At 48.1% G+C, this 18,886-nt stretch carries 16 protein-coding genes and 1 tRNA gene; 8 read left to right on the forward strand and 9 right to left on the reverse strand.

Features of this window, described 5'->3' with window-relative positions:
- Positions 1 to 81: 81 nt before the first annotated feature.
- The 7 genes from SHD_RS17315 to SHD_RS17345 all read right to left on the reverse strand — a co-directional run bounded on the left by SHD_RS17315 (position 82) and on the right by SHD_RS17345 (position 7,300).
- On the reverse strand, positions 82 to 1,287 hold the full coding sequence (locus tag SHD_RS17315) for a DUF1624 domain-containing protein (protein ID WP_023268314.1): 1,206 nt from the start codon (positions 1,285 to 1,287) through the stop codon (positions 82 to 84).
- The gene (locus SHD_RS17320) at positions 1,277 to 3,424 is read right to left on the reverse strand and encodes a TonB-dependent siderophore receptor (protein ID WP_023268315.1); all 2,148 of its coding nucleotides are present in this window, start codon (positions 3,422 to 3,424) and stop codon (positions 1,277 to 1,279) included. The genes SHD_RS17315 and SHD_RS17320 overlap by 11 nt, the downstream gene beginning before the upstream one ends.
- An 85-nt stretch (positions 3,425 to 3,509) precedes the next feature.
- A complete protein-coding gene (locus SHD_RS17325; RefSeq protein WP_039978919.1) occupies positions 3,510 to 3,800 on the reverse strand; it encodes a hypothetical protein in 291 nt (96 codons plus the stop codon).
- A 159-nt stretch (positions 3,801 to 3,959) separates the two neighbouring features.
- A tRNA-Trp gene (locus SHD_RS17330) sits at positions 3,960 to 4,036 on the reverse strand.
- Positions 4,037 to 4,343: 307 nt separating this feature from the next.
- The gene (locus SHD_RS17335) at positions 4,344 to 5,312 is read right to left on the reverse strand and encodes a hypothetical protein (RefSeq protein WP_023268317.1); all 969 of its coding nucleotides are present in this window, start codon (positions 5,310 to 5,312) and stop codon (positions 4,344 to 4,346) included.
- A 44-nt stretch (positions 5,313 to 5,356) separates the two neighbouring features.
- On the reverse strand, positions 5,357 to 6,280 hold the full coding sequence (locus SHD_RS17340) for a 3'-5' exonuclease (protein WP_023268318.1): 924 nt from the start codon (positions 6,278 to 6,280) through the stop codon (positions 5,357 to 5,359).
- A gap of 93 nt (positions 6,281 to 6,373) precedes the next feature.
- A complete protein-coding gene (locus SHD_RS17345) occupies positions 6,374 to 7,300 on the reverse strand; it encodes a DUF808 domain-containing protein (RefSeq protein WP_023268319.1) in 927 nt (308 codons plus the stop codon).
- Positions 7,301 to 7,573: 273 nt separating this feature from the next.
- Here SHD_RS17345 and rpiA point away from each other — a divergent pair, with 273 nt between their 5' ends.
- Positions 7,574 to 8,233, forward strand: coding sequence for a ribose-5-phosphate isomerase RpiA (gene rpiA, locus SHD_RS17350; protein ID WP_039978629.1), 660 nt, complete (start codon positions 7,574 to 7,576; stop codon positions 8,231 to 8,233).
- A gap of 107 nt (positions 8,234 to 8,340) precedes the next feature.
- Here rpiA and SHD_RS17355 read toward each other — a convergent pair whose 3' ends face one another.
- Positions 8,341 to 9,531, reverse strand: coding sequence for a class I SAM-dependent rRNA methyltransferase (locus SHD_RS17355; RefSeq protein ID WP_023268321.1), 1,191 nt, complete (start codon positions 9,529 to 9,531; stop codon positions 8,341 to 8,343).
- A 457-nt stretch (positions 9,532 to 9,988) separates the two neighbouring features.
- On the opposite strand from SHD_RS17355, the gene bufA2 reads away from it, so the two are divergent.
- The 3 genes from bufA2 (at position 9,989) to SHD_RS17375 (ending at position 12,213) form a co-directional block, all read left to right on the forward strand.
- On the forward strand, positions 9,989 to 10,441 hold the full coding sequence (gene bufA2 / locus SHD_RS17365; RefSeq protein WP_023268323.1) for a BufA2 family periplasmic bufferin-type metallophore: 453 nt from the start codon (positions 9,989 to 9,991) through the stop codon (positions 10,439 to 10,441).
- Positions 10,442 to 10,519: 78 nt separating this feature from the next.
- Positions 10,520 to 11,401, forward strand: a complete 882-nt coding sequence (gene bufB, locus SHD_RS17370; protein WP_023268324.1) for an MNIO family bufferin maturase — start codon at positions 10,520 to 10,522, stop codon at positions 11,399 to 11,401.
- Positions 11,398 to 12,213, forward strand: a complete 816-nt coding sequence (locus SHD_RS17375) for an HvfC/BufC N-terminal domain-containing protein (protein ID WP_023268325.1) — start codon at positions 11,398 to 11,400, stop codon at positions 12,211 to 12,213. The genes bufB and SHD_RS17375 overlap by 4 nt, the downstream gene beginning before the upstream one ends.
- A gap of 39 nt (positions 12,214 to 12,252) precedes the next feature.
- Here SHD_RS17375 and SHD_RS17380 read toward each other — a convergent pair whose 3' ends face one another.
- A complete protein-coding gene (locus tag SHD_RS17380) occupies positions 12,253 to 13,386 on the reverse strand; it encodes an endonuclease/exonuclease/phosphatase family protein (protein WP_039978630.1) in 1,134 nt (377 codons plus the stop codon).
- Positions 13,387 to 14,065: 679 nt separating this feature from the next.
- Here SHD_RS17380 and SHD_RS17385 point away from each other — a divergent pair.
- The 4 genes from SHD_RS17385 (at position 14,066) to SHD_RS17400 (ending at position 18,832) form a co-directional block, all read left to right on the forward strand.
- Positions 14,066 to 14,785, forward strand: coding sequence for a hypothetical protein (locus SHD_RS17385; protein ID WP_023268327.1), 720 nt, complete (start codon positions 14,066 to 14,068; stop codon positions 14,783 to 14,785).
- Between the two features lie 22 nt (positions 14,786 to 14,807).
- Positions 14,808 to 16,181 (forward strand): magnesium transporter, encoded by a 1,374-nt coding sequence (gene mgtE, locus SHD_RS17390; RefSeq protein ID WP_023268328.1) that lies wholly within the window; start codon positions 14,808 to 14,810, stop codon positions 16,179 to 16,181.
- Between the two features lie 508 nt (positions 16,182 to 16,689).
- Positions 16,690 to 17,778: a methyl-accepting chemotaxis protein gene (locus SHD_RS22395; RefSeq protein WP_023268329.1), complete on the forward strand. Its 1,089-nt coding sequence runs from the start codon at positions 16,690 to 16,692 to the stop codon at positions 17,776 to 17,778.
- Positions 17,779 to 18,064: 286 nt separating this feature from the next.
- Positions 18,065 to 18,832, forward strand: a complete 768-nt coding sequence (locus SHD_RS17400; RefSeq protein WP_023268330.1) for a substrate-binding periplasmic protein — start codon at positions 18,065 to 18,067, stop codon at positions 18,830 to 18,832.
- Positions 18,833 to 18,886: the final 54 nt, after the last annotated feature.

Here is an 18,886-nt window from a genome sequence, read left to right on the forward strand (position 1 = left end):
CTTTCATCATCCCCAAGCCAAATGGCCGAGCAGTCACGCGCTCGGCCATTTTATTAGGCATTTATCGATGCTAAAGCCAAGTTAGAGATACTTAAGCCAAGCCTGCTGACTCTGTCCTTTGTAACGACTAAACCAACGCACGGGATAATAGAGTAATGGGATCAAGACTAAGCTTATTAGCCATACCCATCCCATATGTGCTACGCCAAAAAGCTCACCATGATTTGCGCCAAATACCCATTTAGCCAGAGAATACAGCAACAACAGCACATATAAGTGCAAGATATAGAAGAACATAGGCACTGAGCCAAACACTGCTAACCTCTGCCCCATCCAACCTAATACACTGCCTGTCGCAAAATAGCGCTCAAACACCACTAAGCAATAGAACATTCCGCCCAAGGTCACCAACAAAAAACTGAGGGATGGCGGATACTTAGTTAAGTTAAATACCGACATTAAGGTTTGACCTAGGGTATCGCCAAACTGCCAAGGTAGCGTCTCGCCGTAGAGATTGAATCCGCGCAGCAAGCCAAACAGCAGGGCGCAGCCAAGCCCTAGCAATATTAATTTTTGCTGACGCAGCCCCGCATCACTCCCTCGGCCAAATAAGGGGCCAGCCACATAGCCCAATAAAATCACGCCTATCCAAGGTAGCGCTGGGTAACTTATCTTCAGCTTAAGCTCGCCCTGGGCAATCAAATAACCTCGGTCATGCAGTATCGTCCACAGGCTATAGCCCCACTCGTCTGGCGTAAAATGAATAGGCGACAATAGGTTATGGCCAAAGATAATCAATAGCCCGAGTAATGCCACCCACAACCTTGGTAGGTTGATTAATGCCGCAAGAGCCAACATGCTCAGTCCTATCACCCAAATCACCTGCAACCACAGGGTGTTATAATTGCCCATCCATGAGAAATTAATCACCAGCACTTCGAGAGCGATTAAGAATAATCCGCGCTTGATTAAAAACTCGCGCGCAGAGCGCGGCTCGCCATGATCGCGATTAGCGTAAAGCCAAGCCGAAACCCCAGTTAAAAAGACGAAGACTGGCGCACAAAAGTGCGCCGCAAAACGGCTGACAAACAGCGCCCAGTTTGTTGTGCTTAAATCCATAGGATCGCTCACCTGCATATGCAGGAAAAACCGCTCCCGCACATGGTCGAGCAACATAATCAGCATCACTAAGCCGCGCATCATGTCGATGCTATTGATCCGCTGACGCCCTTGCAGCTTAGGCGTCTCAGACAATGCAGCGGGTGTCACAGTGACATTAGAATTCATAGCTGACACTCACTTTAACATTACGTGGCTCACCCGGTACGGCCCACAGCGCCGAGTAACTGCTGGCAATATAGTGCTCATCCAGCAGGTTATCGACATTGAGGGCGAGACTTAAGTTGTCAGCAAGCTCAGTCGTGAAGAACATTCCAAGTAACTGATAACTCGGTAATTGAAAACTTGGGTCGGCCGAATCGCCCAAGCGTGAGTCCACGTAACGCCAACTCAACCCTAAATGACCGTCGATAGAAAGATCATTTAAGTCCTGTTTGAGAATGATACTGCCCGTGTGTTTTGGCACATTGACCAGCGGACTTCCCGCCGGAATTAACACGCCCCAATCCAGATTCAGGCTGTCGTTCGCCGTGCGGGTATTCAGGTAGGCATAGGACAAGGTCGCTTGTAAGCTCTCAGTCAACTCGGCTGCAATATCCAATTCAATCCCCGTGCTCTTGGCTTCACCAAGGGTCGCCGAAAAGCCGACATTGACGGGATCTGAGGTCAAGATATTGCTCTTTTGCGCATCAAACCAAGCCACACTGCCATTGACGGGTAACTCAAACCAAGTGCTGTTGAACTTAACCCCCAACTCGACGGATTTGCTTTCCTCGGGCTCGAAGGGATTACCCGCATAATCAGTGCCTGAAAGCGGTAAAAAACCTTCCGAATAGGAGCCGTAAACACTTAACGCCTCAGACCATTGATACACTAATCCGACTTTCGGGCTGACTCTGTGATCGTTTTGTTTCGACAGACTTGCGTTCACCTGCTCTGTGATTTCTTGGGAATAGCGGTCAAACCTTAACCCTAAATGCAGTTTCCAGTGTTCTGTTAACTCCAATTGATCCTGTAAATAGGCGCCCCAGGCATCTTGAGTCTCTCGGTTTTCATACAGCAGACTGACCTCGGGCTGAGCCGCGCCATATTGAGGTGCCAAAATATCGATAGCATAGGCGCCCTTCTGACCTCGATAACGGTAGAGTCCCGTTTTTAGTCGATAATGATAGGCATCCGTTCCGAGCAGCAGATTGTGTCTTATGCTGCCAGTATCAAACTGACCGCTGAGTTCGGCCCGCACAGAATGGTCTTCAGAAGCGTAATCTCGATAGCGATGCTGCCGCGTCAGAGTACGTCCATCGTCATATAAGGATTGACGCCCCTTAGCTAATTCAGCATCCGATGAGTAGCCATTTAAACTCGAATCGCGATAGTTATAACCCGCAGTAAGCGACCAATCATCGCTCAACTCATACTCATAGGTAAGCTGATGTCCAGTCGCATCCACCTTAGTTGGCCCATCGTTGGGCTCGCCCAAGTAACGCGAACGGGGCACGGTATTAAAGTCGTTATTGAGCACTACTACGCCACGGTCAAATAGCTGTTCTTGCTTAAGATATTCAACTTCATACAGGAGCGATGACTTATCCGACAGTTGCCAGCGCAGCGATGGCGTGACGATCTTTTTATCGCTAAACACATAATCGCGAAAACTGTCATGCTCCTGCCAAGCGCCATTGATCCGAAAGGCCAAGGTATCGGTCAGCCCCGAAGTAAAATCCCCTTCTAACCGATATTGCTCAAAACTCCCCGCGGAGGCTTTTAAATAGCCCTGCGCCTCGTACTGCGGTTTTTTAGTCACAATATTCACAGTACCGCCGGGCTCCGAGCGTCCATAAAGCGCCGAGCCCGGGCCTTTAAGGATTTCCACATAGGCTACGTTCGATAGATCTCGGTGACCACTAAAACCTCGGCCACCATTAAAACCATTAATTAAATAACCCGATGGCATGTTTTCATTCCCAGGAAAGCCCCGTAACGAAAAACTATCCCATAGCCCACCACCGTTGTTTTGCCGCGCGACACTGGCAGAATAATCCAATAAGTCTTGAAAACGCGTCAGCCCAGTATCTTTAATCAGTTGCTCATCCAGCACTGTGATGGCCTGAGGTAACTCAGTCGCAGGCACATTGCCGCGGTAGGCCTGTCGATAATGAATGCTTAAACGCTCGATATCATTATTAAGTCCAGTGTTATCAGTTTGCAGCGCCTCGGCGGCCAATAGGGGAAGACTTGTATCCAACGCCAATAACGCCACGCCCAGCAGTAATACCGAGCGCTTTTGAATGACATAAGTAGCCATTTTTTACTCCAAAAATAAACAGCATCGGGCACCTTGGTTAAGCCAAGGCGCTCGAAAAATAAGAGAAATAGATAAAAAGCAGGAGTTAGGCTGTTAGCGGCGGCGCGCGGCTATGGAAGTTGCGCCTAAATGGCGTCTTAAAGGAAATAACATCAAACTCAACCGAGATAACACCCTGTTGAGCAACTTGAAAATCTAACGGAGAGTATGAGAGGGCATGCTGCAATTGGTGCTGATGCAAACACAGCGCACAGTGGGCCTTGGTATCATCATTGAGGTGGGAAACACTGTGCACCGCAAACGCAACAGACAGCAACACTAAGATGGCGGCAAGCCATAGTGCTAATCTGCGCCTTGTTTGTATCACAGAGCTCAAACCATACATCCTCAAACCAAAGGGATTGCGATTGTATGTTAGACACAACGAAAGTTGCAAATACCTTTACTTAACAAATGTAAGCAAATGCGCAGGGAAAATTTTATCGCGCGCAAAATAAAACGGCTCGCATATTTCTATGCAAGCCGTTGTTTTATTTGGCAGGGGTGGCAGGACTCGAACCCGCAACCATCGGTTTTGGAGACCGCTGTTCTACCAATTGGAACTACACCCCTGTTGACGTGGGGCATTATGCTAAAAGCACTCTCAAAGGTAAAGGACTTTTTATTACAAACTTAATTAACTGAGGAATTTTCAAACAAGTTTGCCATCTACTGTTGATTTAATTGGCATAAAGCTGAAAAAGTCGGCATGTAAGCTCATTGCAGAATGTTCAAAACCCGTTGGCGACGTCGTAAACAGTGAAACCTGATGCACTGTCTATGGCCCAAAAACTCACAAAAGAGTCGTGAAAACGCTTTAAAAGATGAATTTAAGCACAGTGCGTACCACGCACTCACTGGCAAATCCCACAGCTAATGGTTAATCATCAAGGGTTGAGATAAAAATCCGCCGCAAATCATTATCCCAAAGCTGGATAATTTTGCGGGTCTTATCCTTACTCCAAAAACACTTACCAAACAGGATAAGCCCTGCGCCCTCTAAATCCCGTTTATCTTCGATATTAAAGCGCTTAAACAGTTTGGTTTTGACTGCCTCAATAGGAATACCTATGTCTTTACTGTCGGCAGGATTGAGCCAAGATAAGGTCGGATCGCTATGGGAGATAGTACCCCAGTACATATGGGGTTTGTTATCCGTCGGATCCGCATCGGCGAAATTTACAAACAGATTCTTCGCCCGCCAGCGGTACTTACGCTCATCATCGGTGTAAACCCAAAGATCCGAAGTCGCCAGTTCGGAGCCGCGCAGCAGGCTATGGAGTAACTTTTCTAGCCCTTGGCTCGGAGTTCGCTTTGCCGTGATGGCTATCTCGGGCTTATCGACCGTCACCTGATAGCCAGCTTTGGGCTCCTGCACTGACTCTAATGGCTCGGTATCATTTGCCGTTTTACTTTTGGCTCCAACCTCTTGCTCTTGGGGAGCGTTGACGTTGAGCGCTGAGTTAGAGGGTCTCTTATTACTGGGATTGAGCGAAAAATCGATAACCAAGGCATCGGCGTCGAGCAGTTGTTGCTGCACTTCGAGGGCATCTTGTTCTTCACGGGACTTTTGCGCCGACGGATTAAATTCGATGCAATCGAGCTTATGGTAACGGGAGCCAAAACAGGCAGCCTTACCATCCTTAGATGCTTTACGAAAATAGGCTTTGCCGTAGCAGGCGGGGCAATATAAATGCTGGCGCAAACGCTCAATCTCAGCCTCGGGTAACTGCTGAAACTTGAACACACTGTAGGTGACACTGGTCTGCGCATTAGGGTTGAGTCGTAGTGGCGACGAAGCGTGCTCTGCCGCAGCCTCGGTTGTGAGTACACAAATCGCATCCAACATCTCTTGCTCCCCTAATCCTTATCTTTACGACCTTATCTCAAGTCTTAAGCTGGATGAAAATAGCTTGCTAGTCGCGCGGCTAAACTCGGCGGCAATATGGGTTTACTACCGACAGTCTCTTTGCCATAAAAACCTTGCAGCTTGTCGATTAACTGCCAAAAACACAGGTTCGCCGCCAATGCATCGAGGGCGGCGTACTGAACTTGCGCTTGGGATAAAGGCACCTGTTGCCAATTCGAGAGGGTAATTTTTTTAGGCTTATCGATGCGCTTTTGCAGTAATGCCGCCACCAATTGCCGCGTGCCCATTTCCTTCCCTGCTCCAAGCTGCGCCATCGCCCAATTCAAATCGAGTCGTGGGGATACCTGAATATCCCAATCCCGTTTAAGTGCTTGACCATCGCCCCTTAATCCAATCCCCACTTTGAGGATCTGCTCATTTTCCAGCAAAGGTTTAAGCTCGGCGAGCCTCTCGCCTAATACCGTCTGTTGAAATAAATAGCAGGTATCGGAGGTCGCCAATTGCACTAAACTCAAGGGATGTTGAACGCCCGGCTCAAAGCTTGCCCGTGTTTCGGTATCAAACCCCAACACGGATTCACTACTAAGTTGTTGTAATGCGGTGGCAAGCGTATCGGGCGTGACTAACTTAACATGCATTTCAACCCGCATTTCCTCCCGCATCTCCTCCCGTATTTCGCCCCTTATATCCACCAGCGACAGTGGCGTAAGGTTTGCCAGCTCGGCATCAGTTAGGCGCGTGGTTAAGGCGAGCTTTTGCTGAAACCATTGGAACTTAAGTTGCGAATCGGCTGCCGATAAGTCCCCCGCTTGGGACTCGGCTAACCCAGCTAGATAGTGACTCCCAGCTTTATCCATCGCCGCGATAAGCTCATCGGCATGTTCGCCTAATTCCTGACGCAGCCAAGCCAACTTATTGGGAGAAAGGCAATAACGCATTAATTTCATACTTCGTCCTTAAGCGCTGAAATAATCGCCGCGAGCACCTTCGCACTCGCACAACTCGGGTGAGCTGATCAGCAATAAAGGATCAAAAACGGATCAGCTACGCAGCTTTTGGAATCCCGTAATCAGCAGTACCGCCACCGCGCCCGCTATAATACCAAAGAGCGCGTTAAGTATGCTCGGCGTCAGTAACCCAAGTACAGGGCCGACTAGGGCAATGGTTTCCACAAATTGCTCAGCATGGTGAATTTGCTCGCCGACCCAATGTAATCCATGGGTCAGAATGCCACCGCCCACCATAAACATGGCGGCAGTACCAATAATGGTTAAACTCTTCATCAACACTGGGGCCGCGCTGAGCAAGCCAAAACCCAACTTACGATTAAAGCGAGTAAAGCTCGATTCGCCCTGACGCTGACTCAGATACAGACCCGCATCGTCCATTTTGACAATCGCCGCCACCAGACCATAAACACCTATAGTCATCACAATACCGATAATCGCGAGAGTAAAAAATTGCGTCGTCAGTGACTTATCCGCGACTATGCCTAAGGTGATGGCGATAATTTCTGCCGACAACACAAAGTCGGTGCGGATCGCGCCCTTCACCTTTTCCTTCTCATAGGCCGCCAGATCGCTTATCTCGGGTAAGTCAGATTCGGCCTGCTCCGCGTGTTTATCTTTGCGATGACTATAGCTGTGGTGTAATTTCTCAAAGCCTTCAAAACATAAAAACAAGCCGCCGAACATCAATAAGGGGGTTACTGCCCAAGGAATAAAGGCGCTGATCAACATGGCTGCGGGCACTAAAATCAATTTATTACGAAACGAGCCTAGGGCGACCGCCCAGACCACGGGTAATTCGCGGTCGGCACTCACACCAGTGACTTGCTGGGCGTTTAAAGCCAAATCGTCCCCTAACACCCCTGCGGTTTTCTTGGCCGCGACCTTACTCATCACCGCCACATCATCCAAAATGGATGCAATATCGTCGAGTAAGGTTAATAAACTCGCCCCTGCCATACATTCTCCCTTAAACAAATAATGCTGTTTTTATCAATTCTGCTTTCGCCAATTCTGCTTTCGCCATAGTAACTTAGTTAGATTAAGCCCGCATAGAGCATTGTCGTAATCCTAATGAACTTTATCTTAAAGCATTGCCCTTTATACACGGATTAAATCAGTGCGGGCTGCAAGCAAGATCACAGCTACAGTGCAATAGCACCACACACTTTGATGGAAAAGAGTATACTAAGCTCAGAATTTTTTACTCATTTGCCATTACAGGATGTCAACATGACTCAAGATGAAATGAAAAAAGCCGCAGGCTGGGCTGCACTCAAATACGTTGAGAAGGACAGCATTGTAGGTGTGGGCACAGGCTCAACCGTTAACCACTTTATCGATGCTTTGGCGACCATGAAGGCTGATATTGAAGGCGCAGTATCAAGCTCTGAAGCTTCAACTCAGAAGATGAAGGCCCTTGGCATCCCGGTTTATGACTTAAACAGCGTCGATAAATTATCCGTGTATGTCGATGGAGCCGATGAAATCAACGGCCATATGGACATGATCAAAGGCGGTGGCGCGGCATTAACCCGCGAAAAAATCGTTGCAGCTGTGGCTGAAAAATTTGTCTGTATCGTGGATAACACTAAACAAGTGGATATTTTAGGTGAATTCCCACTGCCTGTTGAAGTGATCCCAATGGCGCGCTCTTACGTGGCCCGTGAACTGGTCAAACTCGGCGGAGACCCAGTGTACCGTGAAGGCGTTGTGACTGATAACGGCAACGTAATCCTCGACGTTTACAACCTTAAGATCATCAATCCTAAGGAATTAGAAGATAAGATCAACGCCATCGTCGGCGTAGTGACAAACGGCCTGTTCGCAAAACGCGGCGCCGATGTGTTACTGGTTGGCACCCCTGAAGGCGTGAAAACCTTTACCGCTTAAGGCAAGGTGAGTCAAAAGACTCCCATGCAAGAAACAAAAATGCCGGTGCAGTTGCACCGGCATTTTTTATGACCCTCATTTTTTATGACCCTAGGGCTATTAAGCGATTACCATACTCGAGCCACTAAGCCCTTGAGGTAAAAACCTTCTGGGAAGGCGCTACCAATCGGGTGATCGCTCGCTTGGCTTAAACGCTCGATAAATTGGATCTCACGTTTGGCATCCAAAGCCGCATCGGCAACGATTTTTTGGAACAGATCCGCAGGCATTAATCCCGAGCAAGAGAAGGTCAACAGCACCCCGCCCGGATTTAATAATTGCAGCGCAATCATGTTGATATCTTTATAGCCGCGGCAGGCGCCATTGAGCTGCGACTTATTGTCGGCAAACTTTGGCGGGTCGAGTACGATCACATCGAAGGTTTTACCCTCATCACGGTACTGGCGTAACAGCTTAAACACATCGGCTTCGTTGTAATGCACATTGTCATCATTTAAGCCATTGACTCGCATGTTCAAACGCGCAGTATCGAGGGCAAGCGCCGACACATCGACGTTTTCAATGCTGGCCGCGCCCGCCTTAGCGGCGTACAGACCAAAGGTGCCCGTGTAGCAAAAACAGTTCAGAACCGATTTGCCCTTCACAAACCGCGCCGCCATAGCACGGTTATCGCGTTGGTCGAGGTAGAAACCAGTCTTATGACCCTTAGTCACATCGACGGCAATCTTGATACCGTTTTCTTCAATAATGACAGGCATCTCAGGCAGTGTGCCATGGAGCAATCCCATAGTAGCAGATAAGCCTTCCTTTTTACGGGAATCAACATCCGAGCGCTCGTAAATCGCGCAATCGGGATACAGCTCGGCGAGCACATCGACAATAGTGTCACGCCATACATCGGCGCCCATGCTCAGCAATTGGCAGACTAACACATTGGCGTATTTATCAATGGTGATACCAGGCAAGCCATCGGACTCGGCGGCAATTAAGCGGTAGCCAGTTAAGCCTTGCTCACGAATAAGATCGTCGCGTCCCGCTTGGGCGCGCAGAATACGCCGCTTAAAAAACTCACGGTCAATTTCTTCTTCGCGATCAAAAGTCCAAATACGCACTTGGATTTGAGACTCAGGAGACCAAGCACCACGGCCTAACCAATGGCCATCATGGGCAACCACATCGACGGTCTCGCCCGCTTCGGGTTTACCTTTAACGTTGTGGATCCCGTTGGAAAAGACCCAAGGATGACGACGCTCAAGGGACTTTTCGCGACCGGGTTTAAGTTTGATTCTGACTGCCATAGTACCGCCTTAAAAAAGTACCGCCTTGCTAAATTGAACCGCCACAACAAACTGCGTTAAGTTCGTCAGGCGCCGTCTTCAAAAAAATGGAAGCGGATAATATACCTAATATCGTTTGAGCGCGAGCCATCCACCGCAAACTACGCGCGTCCACCGTCAACAACGCGTAATTGTGCCGCGCTAAGTGATGGCGATCATAGCTTAGTTTTCGCTGCAAAACCCAGTTGTCACAGCCGATTTTTGGCAAATCATCGGGCTGTTTGATGGCAGAAATACCCATTCGCTGAAAGATATTCTCGCCCATTAAGGTCTTTTGCGAGTAACAGGAGTTAACTCAAAGCGGCAAAAGCTCCTGTGTTTACTCATTCGCTTTTTATGCTGCCTATTGGTGCTGTCGTTATAAAAGCAAGCTAATCAACAAGATGACTCATTTAGTCAAAATGCAAAGGAAGATACCATGAATAAGAAAGCCCAAACCGCACTTTCAGGTGCAGCACTTGCTATGGCCATGGCTGGTATGGCAAGCCAAGTCAATGCGGCAGAACCCATGACCAGCGCCGACAGTAGCGATCTCGTCCACTGTTATGGCATGAATACCTGTAAAGGCCATAACGATTGTAAAACTGCCGATAACGCTTGCGCCGGCCACGCCAGCTGTAAAGGCAGTGGATTTGTGGCTATGCCATCCAAGAGTTGTGGCGATGTCGGCGGCAAAGTGGCCGATGATTGGGTGGGCAAAATCGCTAATACCGAGCTAGTACACTGCTATGGCATCAATACCTGCAAAGGCCACAACGACTGCAAGACCGCAGACAATGCCTGCGCCGGACACGCCAGCTGTAAAGGCAGTGGTTTTGTAGCCACCCCAGCCAAAGCCTGTGGTGACTTGGGCGGTAAAGTCGGCGCCTAAGACAAATAGGTGTTTATCGATAAAGAAGCGGTCGGAATATTGATCGCTTCAGCCACTCAGTCAGCATAAGGTTTATACATGGATAAGCAGAGTCTCACTCACCCCACTCTAGGTTTTGGTTTAGGACTGCGAACTCAACACTTCGAGCATGTGCTTAGGCATCAGCCCGAGGTCGACTGGTTCGAGATACTCTCGGAAAACTTTATGGTCGCGGGCGGAAAACCCCGCTATTACCTGAGTGAGATTGCCGAGCGTTATCCGCTGGTGATGCACGGCGTATCTTTATCCATCGGCAGCACAGATCCGCTGAATATGGATTATCTCAAGGCACTCAAACAACTTGCCAATGAAGTGCAGCCCCAATGGATTTCCGATCATATTTGCTGGACCTCTATTCACGGCATCAATAGCCATGACTTATTACCCCTGCCCTACACCGAAGAAACCGTCAAACACGTGGCCGAGCGCATTGGCATAGTGCAGGACTTTTTAGGCCGCCGCATTCTGATGGAGAACGTTTCCAGCTATTTGTCCTACCAAGATTCGACCATGAATGAGTGGCAATTTGTGAACGCAGTAGCCGAGGAGGCCGATTGCCTATTGTTGTTAGACATCAACAACATCTATGTCAGCGCCCGTAACCATCAGTTTCCCCCTGAGGATTATCTGCTGCAAGTCGCGCCTAATCGGGTGCAACAATTTCACTTAGCGGGCCACTCGGATTACGGAGACTATGTTATCGACACCCATGACCACGACGTTTGCCCCAGTGTGTGGGAGCTGTATCGGCGGGCATTAACCCGCTTTGGCGGTGTGAGCACTATGATCGAGCGCGATGCCAATATCCCCGAATTTGATGCATTGGAAGCCGAGTTGGCGATTGCCCGCAATATCGCCCGCACTACGTTAGGCGAATCACATCCTCTGGTTTACAGGCCGCGGCAGGAGACGGTGGTATGAGTCAACTTCGCGAGATCCAACAGCAGTTTATGGATTATCTACTGGCAAGTGCCGCCCAAACGCCGGTAGCAGAAACTATAGAGAAATCCTTTAGCGACAAGGTTGCCGAGCAAGGCGGCGTTGGCCGTGATATCCGCATGCAGATTTACGCCAATGCCTATCGCATTCGCTTAACCGAAGTCCTCGATACCGACCATGAAATACTCGGTCTGTATTTAGGCGATGACTTATTCGCGCGCATGGCCAATGGCTATATCGCCCACCAGCCCTCACGTTTTACTTCGCTACGCCAATTTGCCGATGCCCTACCTGACTATTTAGCCAGCGACGCTTTTTTTAGTCAGTATCCGATTATCAGTGATATCGCCAGATTCGAGCGTAGACTACTCAACTCCTTCGATGCCAAGGATGAACGGAGGGCAAGCTTTGCGGCGCTGCAATCCTTACCCGCAGACGCTTGGCCCTATCGCCAACTGCGTTTTCACCCTAGCGTGCAGCTATTTGAGTGTGCCAGCAATGCGGTCGAAACCTGGCAAGCCTTAAAGCATCAACAAGTCCCGCCCGCGCCCGATTATCAAGGTAAACGCGCTTGGCTACTTTGGCGCGGCGAGAGTCGTTTAACGGAGTTTATCTCCCTTGCAGAATACCAATTAACCTTAATTCAAGGATTTATTCACGGGGCCAATATTGCCGAGCAATGCGAATTGATGCTGAACTTTTTTGCGCCAGAAGAGGCCATGCAGCAGCTGTTACAAGCACTGCAAGCTTGGTTTCAATTAGGCTTGATATTGAGTGTTCAGCCGAACGATTAAAGTTTGAGCCGCTCTATACATTCGCAGCGGCTCGAACCGCTAGCGCCGCAGTGCCAACTCCACCATCACGGGCGCATGGTCGGTACTATAGGCATCACGCTCATATTCCGGCCTGACTAAGTGTCTATCACAGGTTTGATAATCCACCACCTGCGCCAAACTGCGGCTATCGCTGGCATCAAACTCATTGGAAAGCAACACATAATCCAGCACAGAACCTTTAGGGCCATAGTAATGGGTGGGCGCCCTATGCTCACGGTAATGGATAGCGTTATCGGCTACATTGGCTTCGATAAATAGCTCATAGGCATCTTGTAATCGATAGTGGCCAAACACTTGCGCTAACGCCGCGTCGGATAAATGCCCAAGCCCTGCGGCTTTAATATCGTTACTGTGCAGCGTTTCGCCTTGGAGCGTTAACGCATCCAGCGCGCCTAAGGACAAACTATCGTTAAAATCCCCCATCAGGATCACTGGATATTTGGCACTCTGTCTTCTGGCGAGTATGGCATGGAACAGCAATGCAGCCTCGGCGCCCCGCTGCATGGTCGAGGCCCAACGCCCGAGGGCTTGTTCGGTTAATAGCTTAGTCTCGGCGTGTAACTTAAGATCCGATGGCGCATTTAACGACAAGCCCAAAGGATGAGGCTCTAGGGCTAATCCCGGCCGCTTAGATTTAAAATGCACCACATAGCAATCACAGGGGCCAATCTGCGGCACCGCCACCGTCGCCCGTAACACTTTACGGCTAAAGGCAAATTCGCTCGACAGGCCCATCGCCGCCACTAAGTGCGCCTCTGGTTCGATAGCGTGTACCTCAAGGATAGGGAAGCGAGAAGCCAAAGCCACCACAGGGCTTTGGTAGATATAGTCACTGACCAAGGTCGCACTATCGACCACAGCAAAGTGGGTGAGTCCCTGCTGCAACGCAAGCTGGCGTAACGGTTCGGGGCTAAACACCTCCTGAAATCCGACAATATCCGGATGATGTTGCTCTAGAAACTCGCTAAACCAGTAGCACTTTTTCTGCCATTGGCCGTGGCTATAGATATTCTCAAAGTCGTAAAAGGCTGAGGGCGGCTCAATAAAGTTAAATAGATTCACGGTCGCAATTTTAATATTCGATTGCGTTGCCTCGGTCGAACTCGACAATTCTGGGGAATCCTGCGCCACGGTATTATTCCTCTTTAGCCAAATCATGCACTCAACAGCGCCGTTAACGGATTTTCGCGTCAAAATATCTTTTTACCCAATTACTTAGGCAAGGATGTGACTCATAAAGACTGATACCTAAGGTTATACCTAAATCGATTTAATCATCAATCACAGTGTGTATTGCCACCAACGACCTAGGCCCCAAAAAAACACAAAACCAACAACCGAAACACCAGCCGATAACACTTAGCCACCATGATGCAGCAAGATTAAAACCAACCAACTCAATTCATCCAAAAATAAAAACCATATTCAAACATAAACATAGCTAATTAGTGTTCAGGTTTGACTTTTAGCTTTAGCGGTTTAGAATCTAGCCACTTTTATCATTGCGGAGACCCACTGTGGGCACACACATAAGTGACAGTAGATGCCCTGTCCAAGTGACAGGATTAAACACCTAGCACTAGCCCGCAATGTTGTTGCTGCTACCTGCTAGGCAGGGTAGTAGCGTGACGCTTCCTCACTCCACTCCCATATATTCAATTTAAGCCTTTACCCATTGCCAATCATGCCCGTGCATACGCTCGGCTATTGGTTTTATCCGGCCTTGCGCTGGAGCTAAAGTGCTGGCCATTGAATACATCTTCACACATGTTTTGCCCCAGTAGGCTTCCCTTAATTTGGGAGTTTACCTATGGCTTATATCAAGCATACATCCACTTTAGCCCGGCAACCTTTAGCCCTATTTGGGCTATGCCTTAGTGTCACGGCGAACGCTTCATTGCTGGACCTTGATGATCCCGGCATCGCTGAACGTTGCGAGCTTCAGCTCGGCTGGCAACAACCTAGATCGGATCACTCTGCAACAACACTCAAAACGGCGGCAACCTGCAACCAAGGACAATGGGAATGGCACTTAGGTTTTGAACATCAACACCTAGGCGTTGAAAATCAACTCTTAGCTTTTGAAAGTCAAACAAACAGCAGCAATAACGAACAGCAAACCGAGCTGGGCATTAAGTTGCCCTTACATGCCGACACAGGCCCTTGGCAGAGCGCGCTGGCCATTAATCTGCAACACCATCATCAAGACAATCACCCCATTGCCGCAGAAGTGCTCGGTATTATGGGATATCAGATGGCGCGGGATTTACGCCTCTATAGCAATTTGGGCTTTTATCAACATGCGGCTCAGTCGCCGCAACTGATCGCGGGCGTCGCCATTGCCTTAGCGCCGAGTGAAGATCAGCAATGGTTCGGCGAAATTTATCGCAAGGCATCCGAAGCACACGCCTACCGGCTTGCCTATCAATGGTTACTTAAAAGACGGTTCCAACTCGAATTCAGTCTAGGCAACGACCTTATGGGAAGCGCCCAGCAATTCGGTGCAGATATCACTTTTTTCTTTAAATAATAGCTCGTTGGGAGAATGACCTATGAACATGAACAACAACCAAAAAAACACTAAGCAAATTATCTTAGCCCTGCAAATCATCCTAGAGCAGCGCGACAGCGCTGGCATGGTCGCCTTGGCCAAAGAGCGCCATCCCGCGGATATCGCCGCCGCGCTCAGCACCTTTAGTCAGTCACAGCAATTAGTATTTTTGCAACTGGCACCGGCAAAAGTTGCCGCCGATTTACTGCGCTATTTAAGCGATGATCAGCAAGCGGCATTAGTGCAACAGCTTGATAAAGCAACACTATCGTCGCTCTTACTAACGATGGCGGCGGACGAACGCGCCGATCTCTACAATCTGCTTGAACCCGAGCAGCAACAACTCTTCTTGCCCGTGTTAGCGCAGGCTAAACGGGAAGAGCTGCGCACCTTAGCCGCCTACGATAAAACTAAGGTCGGTGCGGCGATGACATCGGATTATACCTTGCTCAATAGTCGACATACCGCCGCACAAGCGATTGATATGCTCCGCACGGAAACCGCCGACAAAGAAACCATATATCAAGCCTATGTGGTTGATATGTTGGGGCGCTTAATAGGTACAGTCTCGCTACGGCAATTACTGCTTGCTCAGCCGGAAGAACGGGTGGTCGATTTTATGAAGCCCAACCCCATTGCCTTAGATGCTAACGCCCAATGCCAAGAAGCAGTGCAGATGATCGCCCATTACGATCTGCTAGCTTTGCCCATTATCAATGGCAAAGGGCAATTGGTGGGGATTGTGACCTATGACGATGCGATGGACATTGCCAGCTCGCAGGCCGATCTCGAGTTCACCAAAACCGCGGCCATAGGCAATATCGAGCACAATTTAAAGACCGCAAGCATAGGACTACTCTACCGTAAGCGTGTGGTGTGGTTGGTGATTTTGGTCTTTGGCAATATCTTCTCGGGGGCGGGCATCGCCTTTTTCGAAGATACGATTTCGAGCTATGTGTCTTTAGTGTTCTTTCTGCCTTTACTTATCGACAGCGGCGGTAATGCTGGCTCACAATCCGCTACCTTAATGGTGCGAGGATTAGCTACAGGTGAAGTGATACTCAAGGATTGGCTATCACTGCTGGGGCGCGAGTTAGGGGTTGCGGGCTTACTCGGTGCCAGCATGGCACTGGCGGTATCCTTGCTCGGTTTCTGGCGCGGCGGCCCTGAAATCGCCCTCGTCGTCGCACTGACCATGCAAATAGTGGTGATTATTGGCAGCCTGATTGGCATGTCACTGCCCTTTTTACTCAGCAAGTTAAAAATGGATCCCGCTTCAGCCAGCGCGCCACTTATCACCTCAATAGCCGATATCATTGGTGTGCTGGTTTATTTTAGTATTGCAACCATGATTTTAGATTTACCGGCGGCATAGATAGAGGAGTATGGAATTCATACACGCTGTGACGTTTAGGGTGCTGACACTTCACGACTAACGTTTGTCGATATGGCAAACTTAGCCTCAGTAAATAAGACCTGATATCAATGTGGCTCTATGGGGTAAATGATGCCCCCAGAGAGCCACATTCAGCTGGCTGATTATGCCATCGATAAGCGCCAAGCTAATTAGAAATATCCATGGTTATGAAGCGTCAGCCCCCTAGACGGCTGAGTCTTTCTCTAAAATAAACCGCATCTTAGCCGATGATAATATTATGAAAATCGACCTTATCATCTTGTATTTCGGGAATATATTGGGCAATTTATTTGATCAACTTCATAAATCCACTGTTAATTAATAAAAAGATAAGAATAAAGAGTTGAGATAAGTTAATATTTCACCATCAGAAAAATTTTACCTAATCTTAACATTGACAGGGATTGCACCATAGACGTTAAAAAGCAGTAGCCATAACAATAGTAATAACGGTTTAGAGGTTTTTATGTGGTTTAATTCCAGACTCAAAGCAGAAAACGAAGCTCTAAAAAAACAGTTAATTGATCAACAGCATAGATATGAATCAGAACTTGAAGAGCTGAAGAATATGGCCCGCGAAAACGAGGCTATGCAGCAACAATCCCGTCAAAATACTGATTTATACAGCGAAGTCATCGCCTGCCAAAACCAAGGTGGCGAGATGTTAAATGCAGTGAGAGAAGGACTTGCAAGCAGTGCCGAATTACTCACTGAAGAAAAAGAATCATTATCTGAATTAGATAAAATTTTTGATCAAACACGAGTAGCCATAGGGAATTTAGGCAACCGAGCCAGCTATATCAATGAACAAGCCACAAATAGTATGAAGGCGGTGACTGAGCTTAACAGCACTACCTCATCTATTAACCAATTTGTTGCAGCTATCCAAGGGATCTCAGAGCAAACCAACCTACTCGCCCTTAACGCAGCAATTGAAGCCGCTCGGGCGGGTGAAGCAGGTCGTGGCTTTGCCGTTGTTGCCGATGAAGTCAGGCAATTAGCCAGTAAAGCACATGAGGCCAGTAGCCAAATCGAGAAGCTGGTTAAACAGATTGTGACGCAAGCTTCAAATATCAAAGAGATTGTTCATAACAATCAAAACAGCGCTCTCGATGTTGCCTCTTCTTCCACTCAAATAGGCCAAGTGGTTGAAGATGTGTTGCAACGCTCTAACAAAATGCAGCATGTGATTCATAATGCTGCGACGGCATCCTTTTTAAATACGACAAAACTAGACCACGCCGTTTGGAAAAGTAATGTATATCAACTGATTGAAAAAAATCATCACTCCCATGATGTAAACAGCCATACGGAATGCCGTTTAGGCCAATGGTATTTTAAAGGCTTTGGCGCAGAGAATTATCAGCATTTAAGCAACTTCAAAGCGCTGGACGCTCCCCATAAAGCGGTGCACGATGCGGGTAAAGCGGCACTTGCAGCTAGACAAAAAGGCAATTTACCCGAAATGGTCAGACAATTACGTTTAATGGAAGACTCAAGTATGCGAGTCGTTAATTGTCTCGATAATCTACTACGTGATGTTTACCGCCAGTAAAAACAACATCAAGCAATAGAGCGCCTTTGGCGCTTTATTGCTTGTAATGTACTCACAATCTCACTCGTCTCCTCCTAACAAGATCAATTGACGTTGTTTTTGCAAAAAGTATTTATTTTTATCTGCCTCAAATCATCGATATTGTTCAATCGTCAATTTCATCTACCAGCCTACAGATAACAAAATAACCCAAAAGTCGCTTGCTAGCTTAAGACTTGTCATCTTTAATTCATTGAGAGCATGCCGTGAGACTCGCATATAACATTCTAATTTTTTAGGGTTATTAATGAAATCTGTCATTCGCTTAGTGCTCATTATTTTTCTGTGCAGTATTCCACGATTCGCACTAGCCACTCTCAATATTTATACGGAAGAATGGGCTCCCATTAGCTTTTCCGTTGACGGAAAACCCGACGGCTTAGCGGTACAAGTCGTACAAGAAATCCAAAAACGACTTAATAACCATGAGCCAATAAGGGTTGTGCCTTGGGCTCGCGGTTGGAAGATTATGACGGAGCAACCTAATACAGTGCTGTTTACTATGACTCGTACACCCGAGCGAGAGCGCATGTTTAGTATGATAGGCCCCGTTGCAGTCGGTACAACAAACTTCTACGCCCTGAAAAACAGTCAATTAAACATAAACTCAATTGAAGATGCTAAGCAGGCAAAAGCAATTGGCGTATATCGTTCTTCAGTCGAAGAGCAATTATTACTCGAGCGTGGTTTTTCCAATATCGCGCCCTCTTCAACCCCGCTACTGAGCGCTAAGCAGTTAATGAAGCAACGCATTGATTTATGGTGTAATGCTAATCTCACAGCGCCAAGCATTTTGGCCGAAGCGGGGGCGAGCATTGATGATGTCAAATCCCTCTACACTATCAGTGCGAATCATCTGTACATTGCCTTTTCGAAGGGAACGCCAAGTGAAGAAATCGATAAATGGAAAGAAGCACTTATCAGTATTAAGGCCGATGGCACCTTTGCACAAATCTATCATCGCTGGCTGCCCAATGATGCGCCGCCAATGGAAACCGAGCGTATTGGTTTATAAACCTTTTACCCCTTAAAAACAAAGGCCGGATAACTTAAGTTACCCGGCCTTTTG

Origin of the sequence: Shewanella decolorationis S12 (assembly GCF_000485795.1) — a bacterium.
Lineage (GTDB): Bacteria > Pseudomonadota > Gammaproteobacteria > Enterobacterales > Shewanellaceae > Shewanella > Shewanella decolorationis.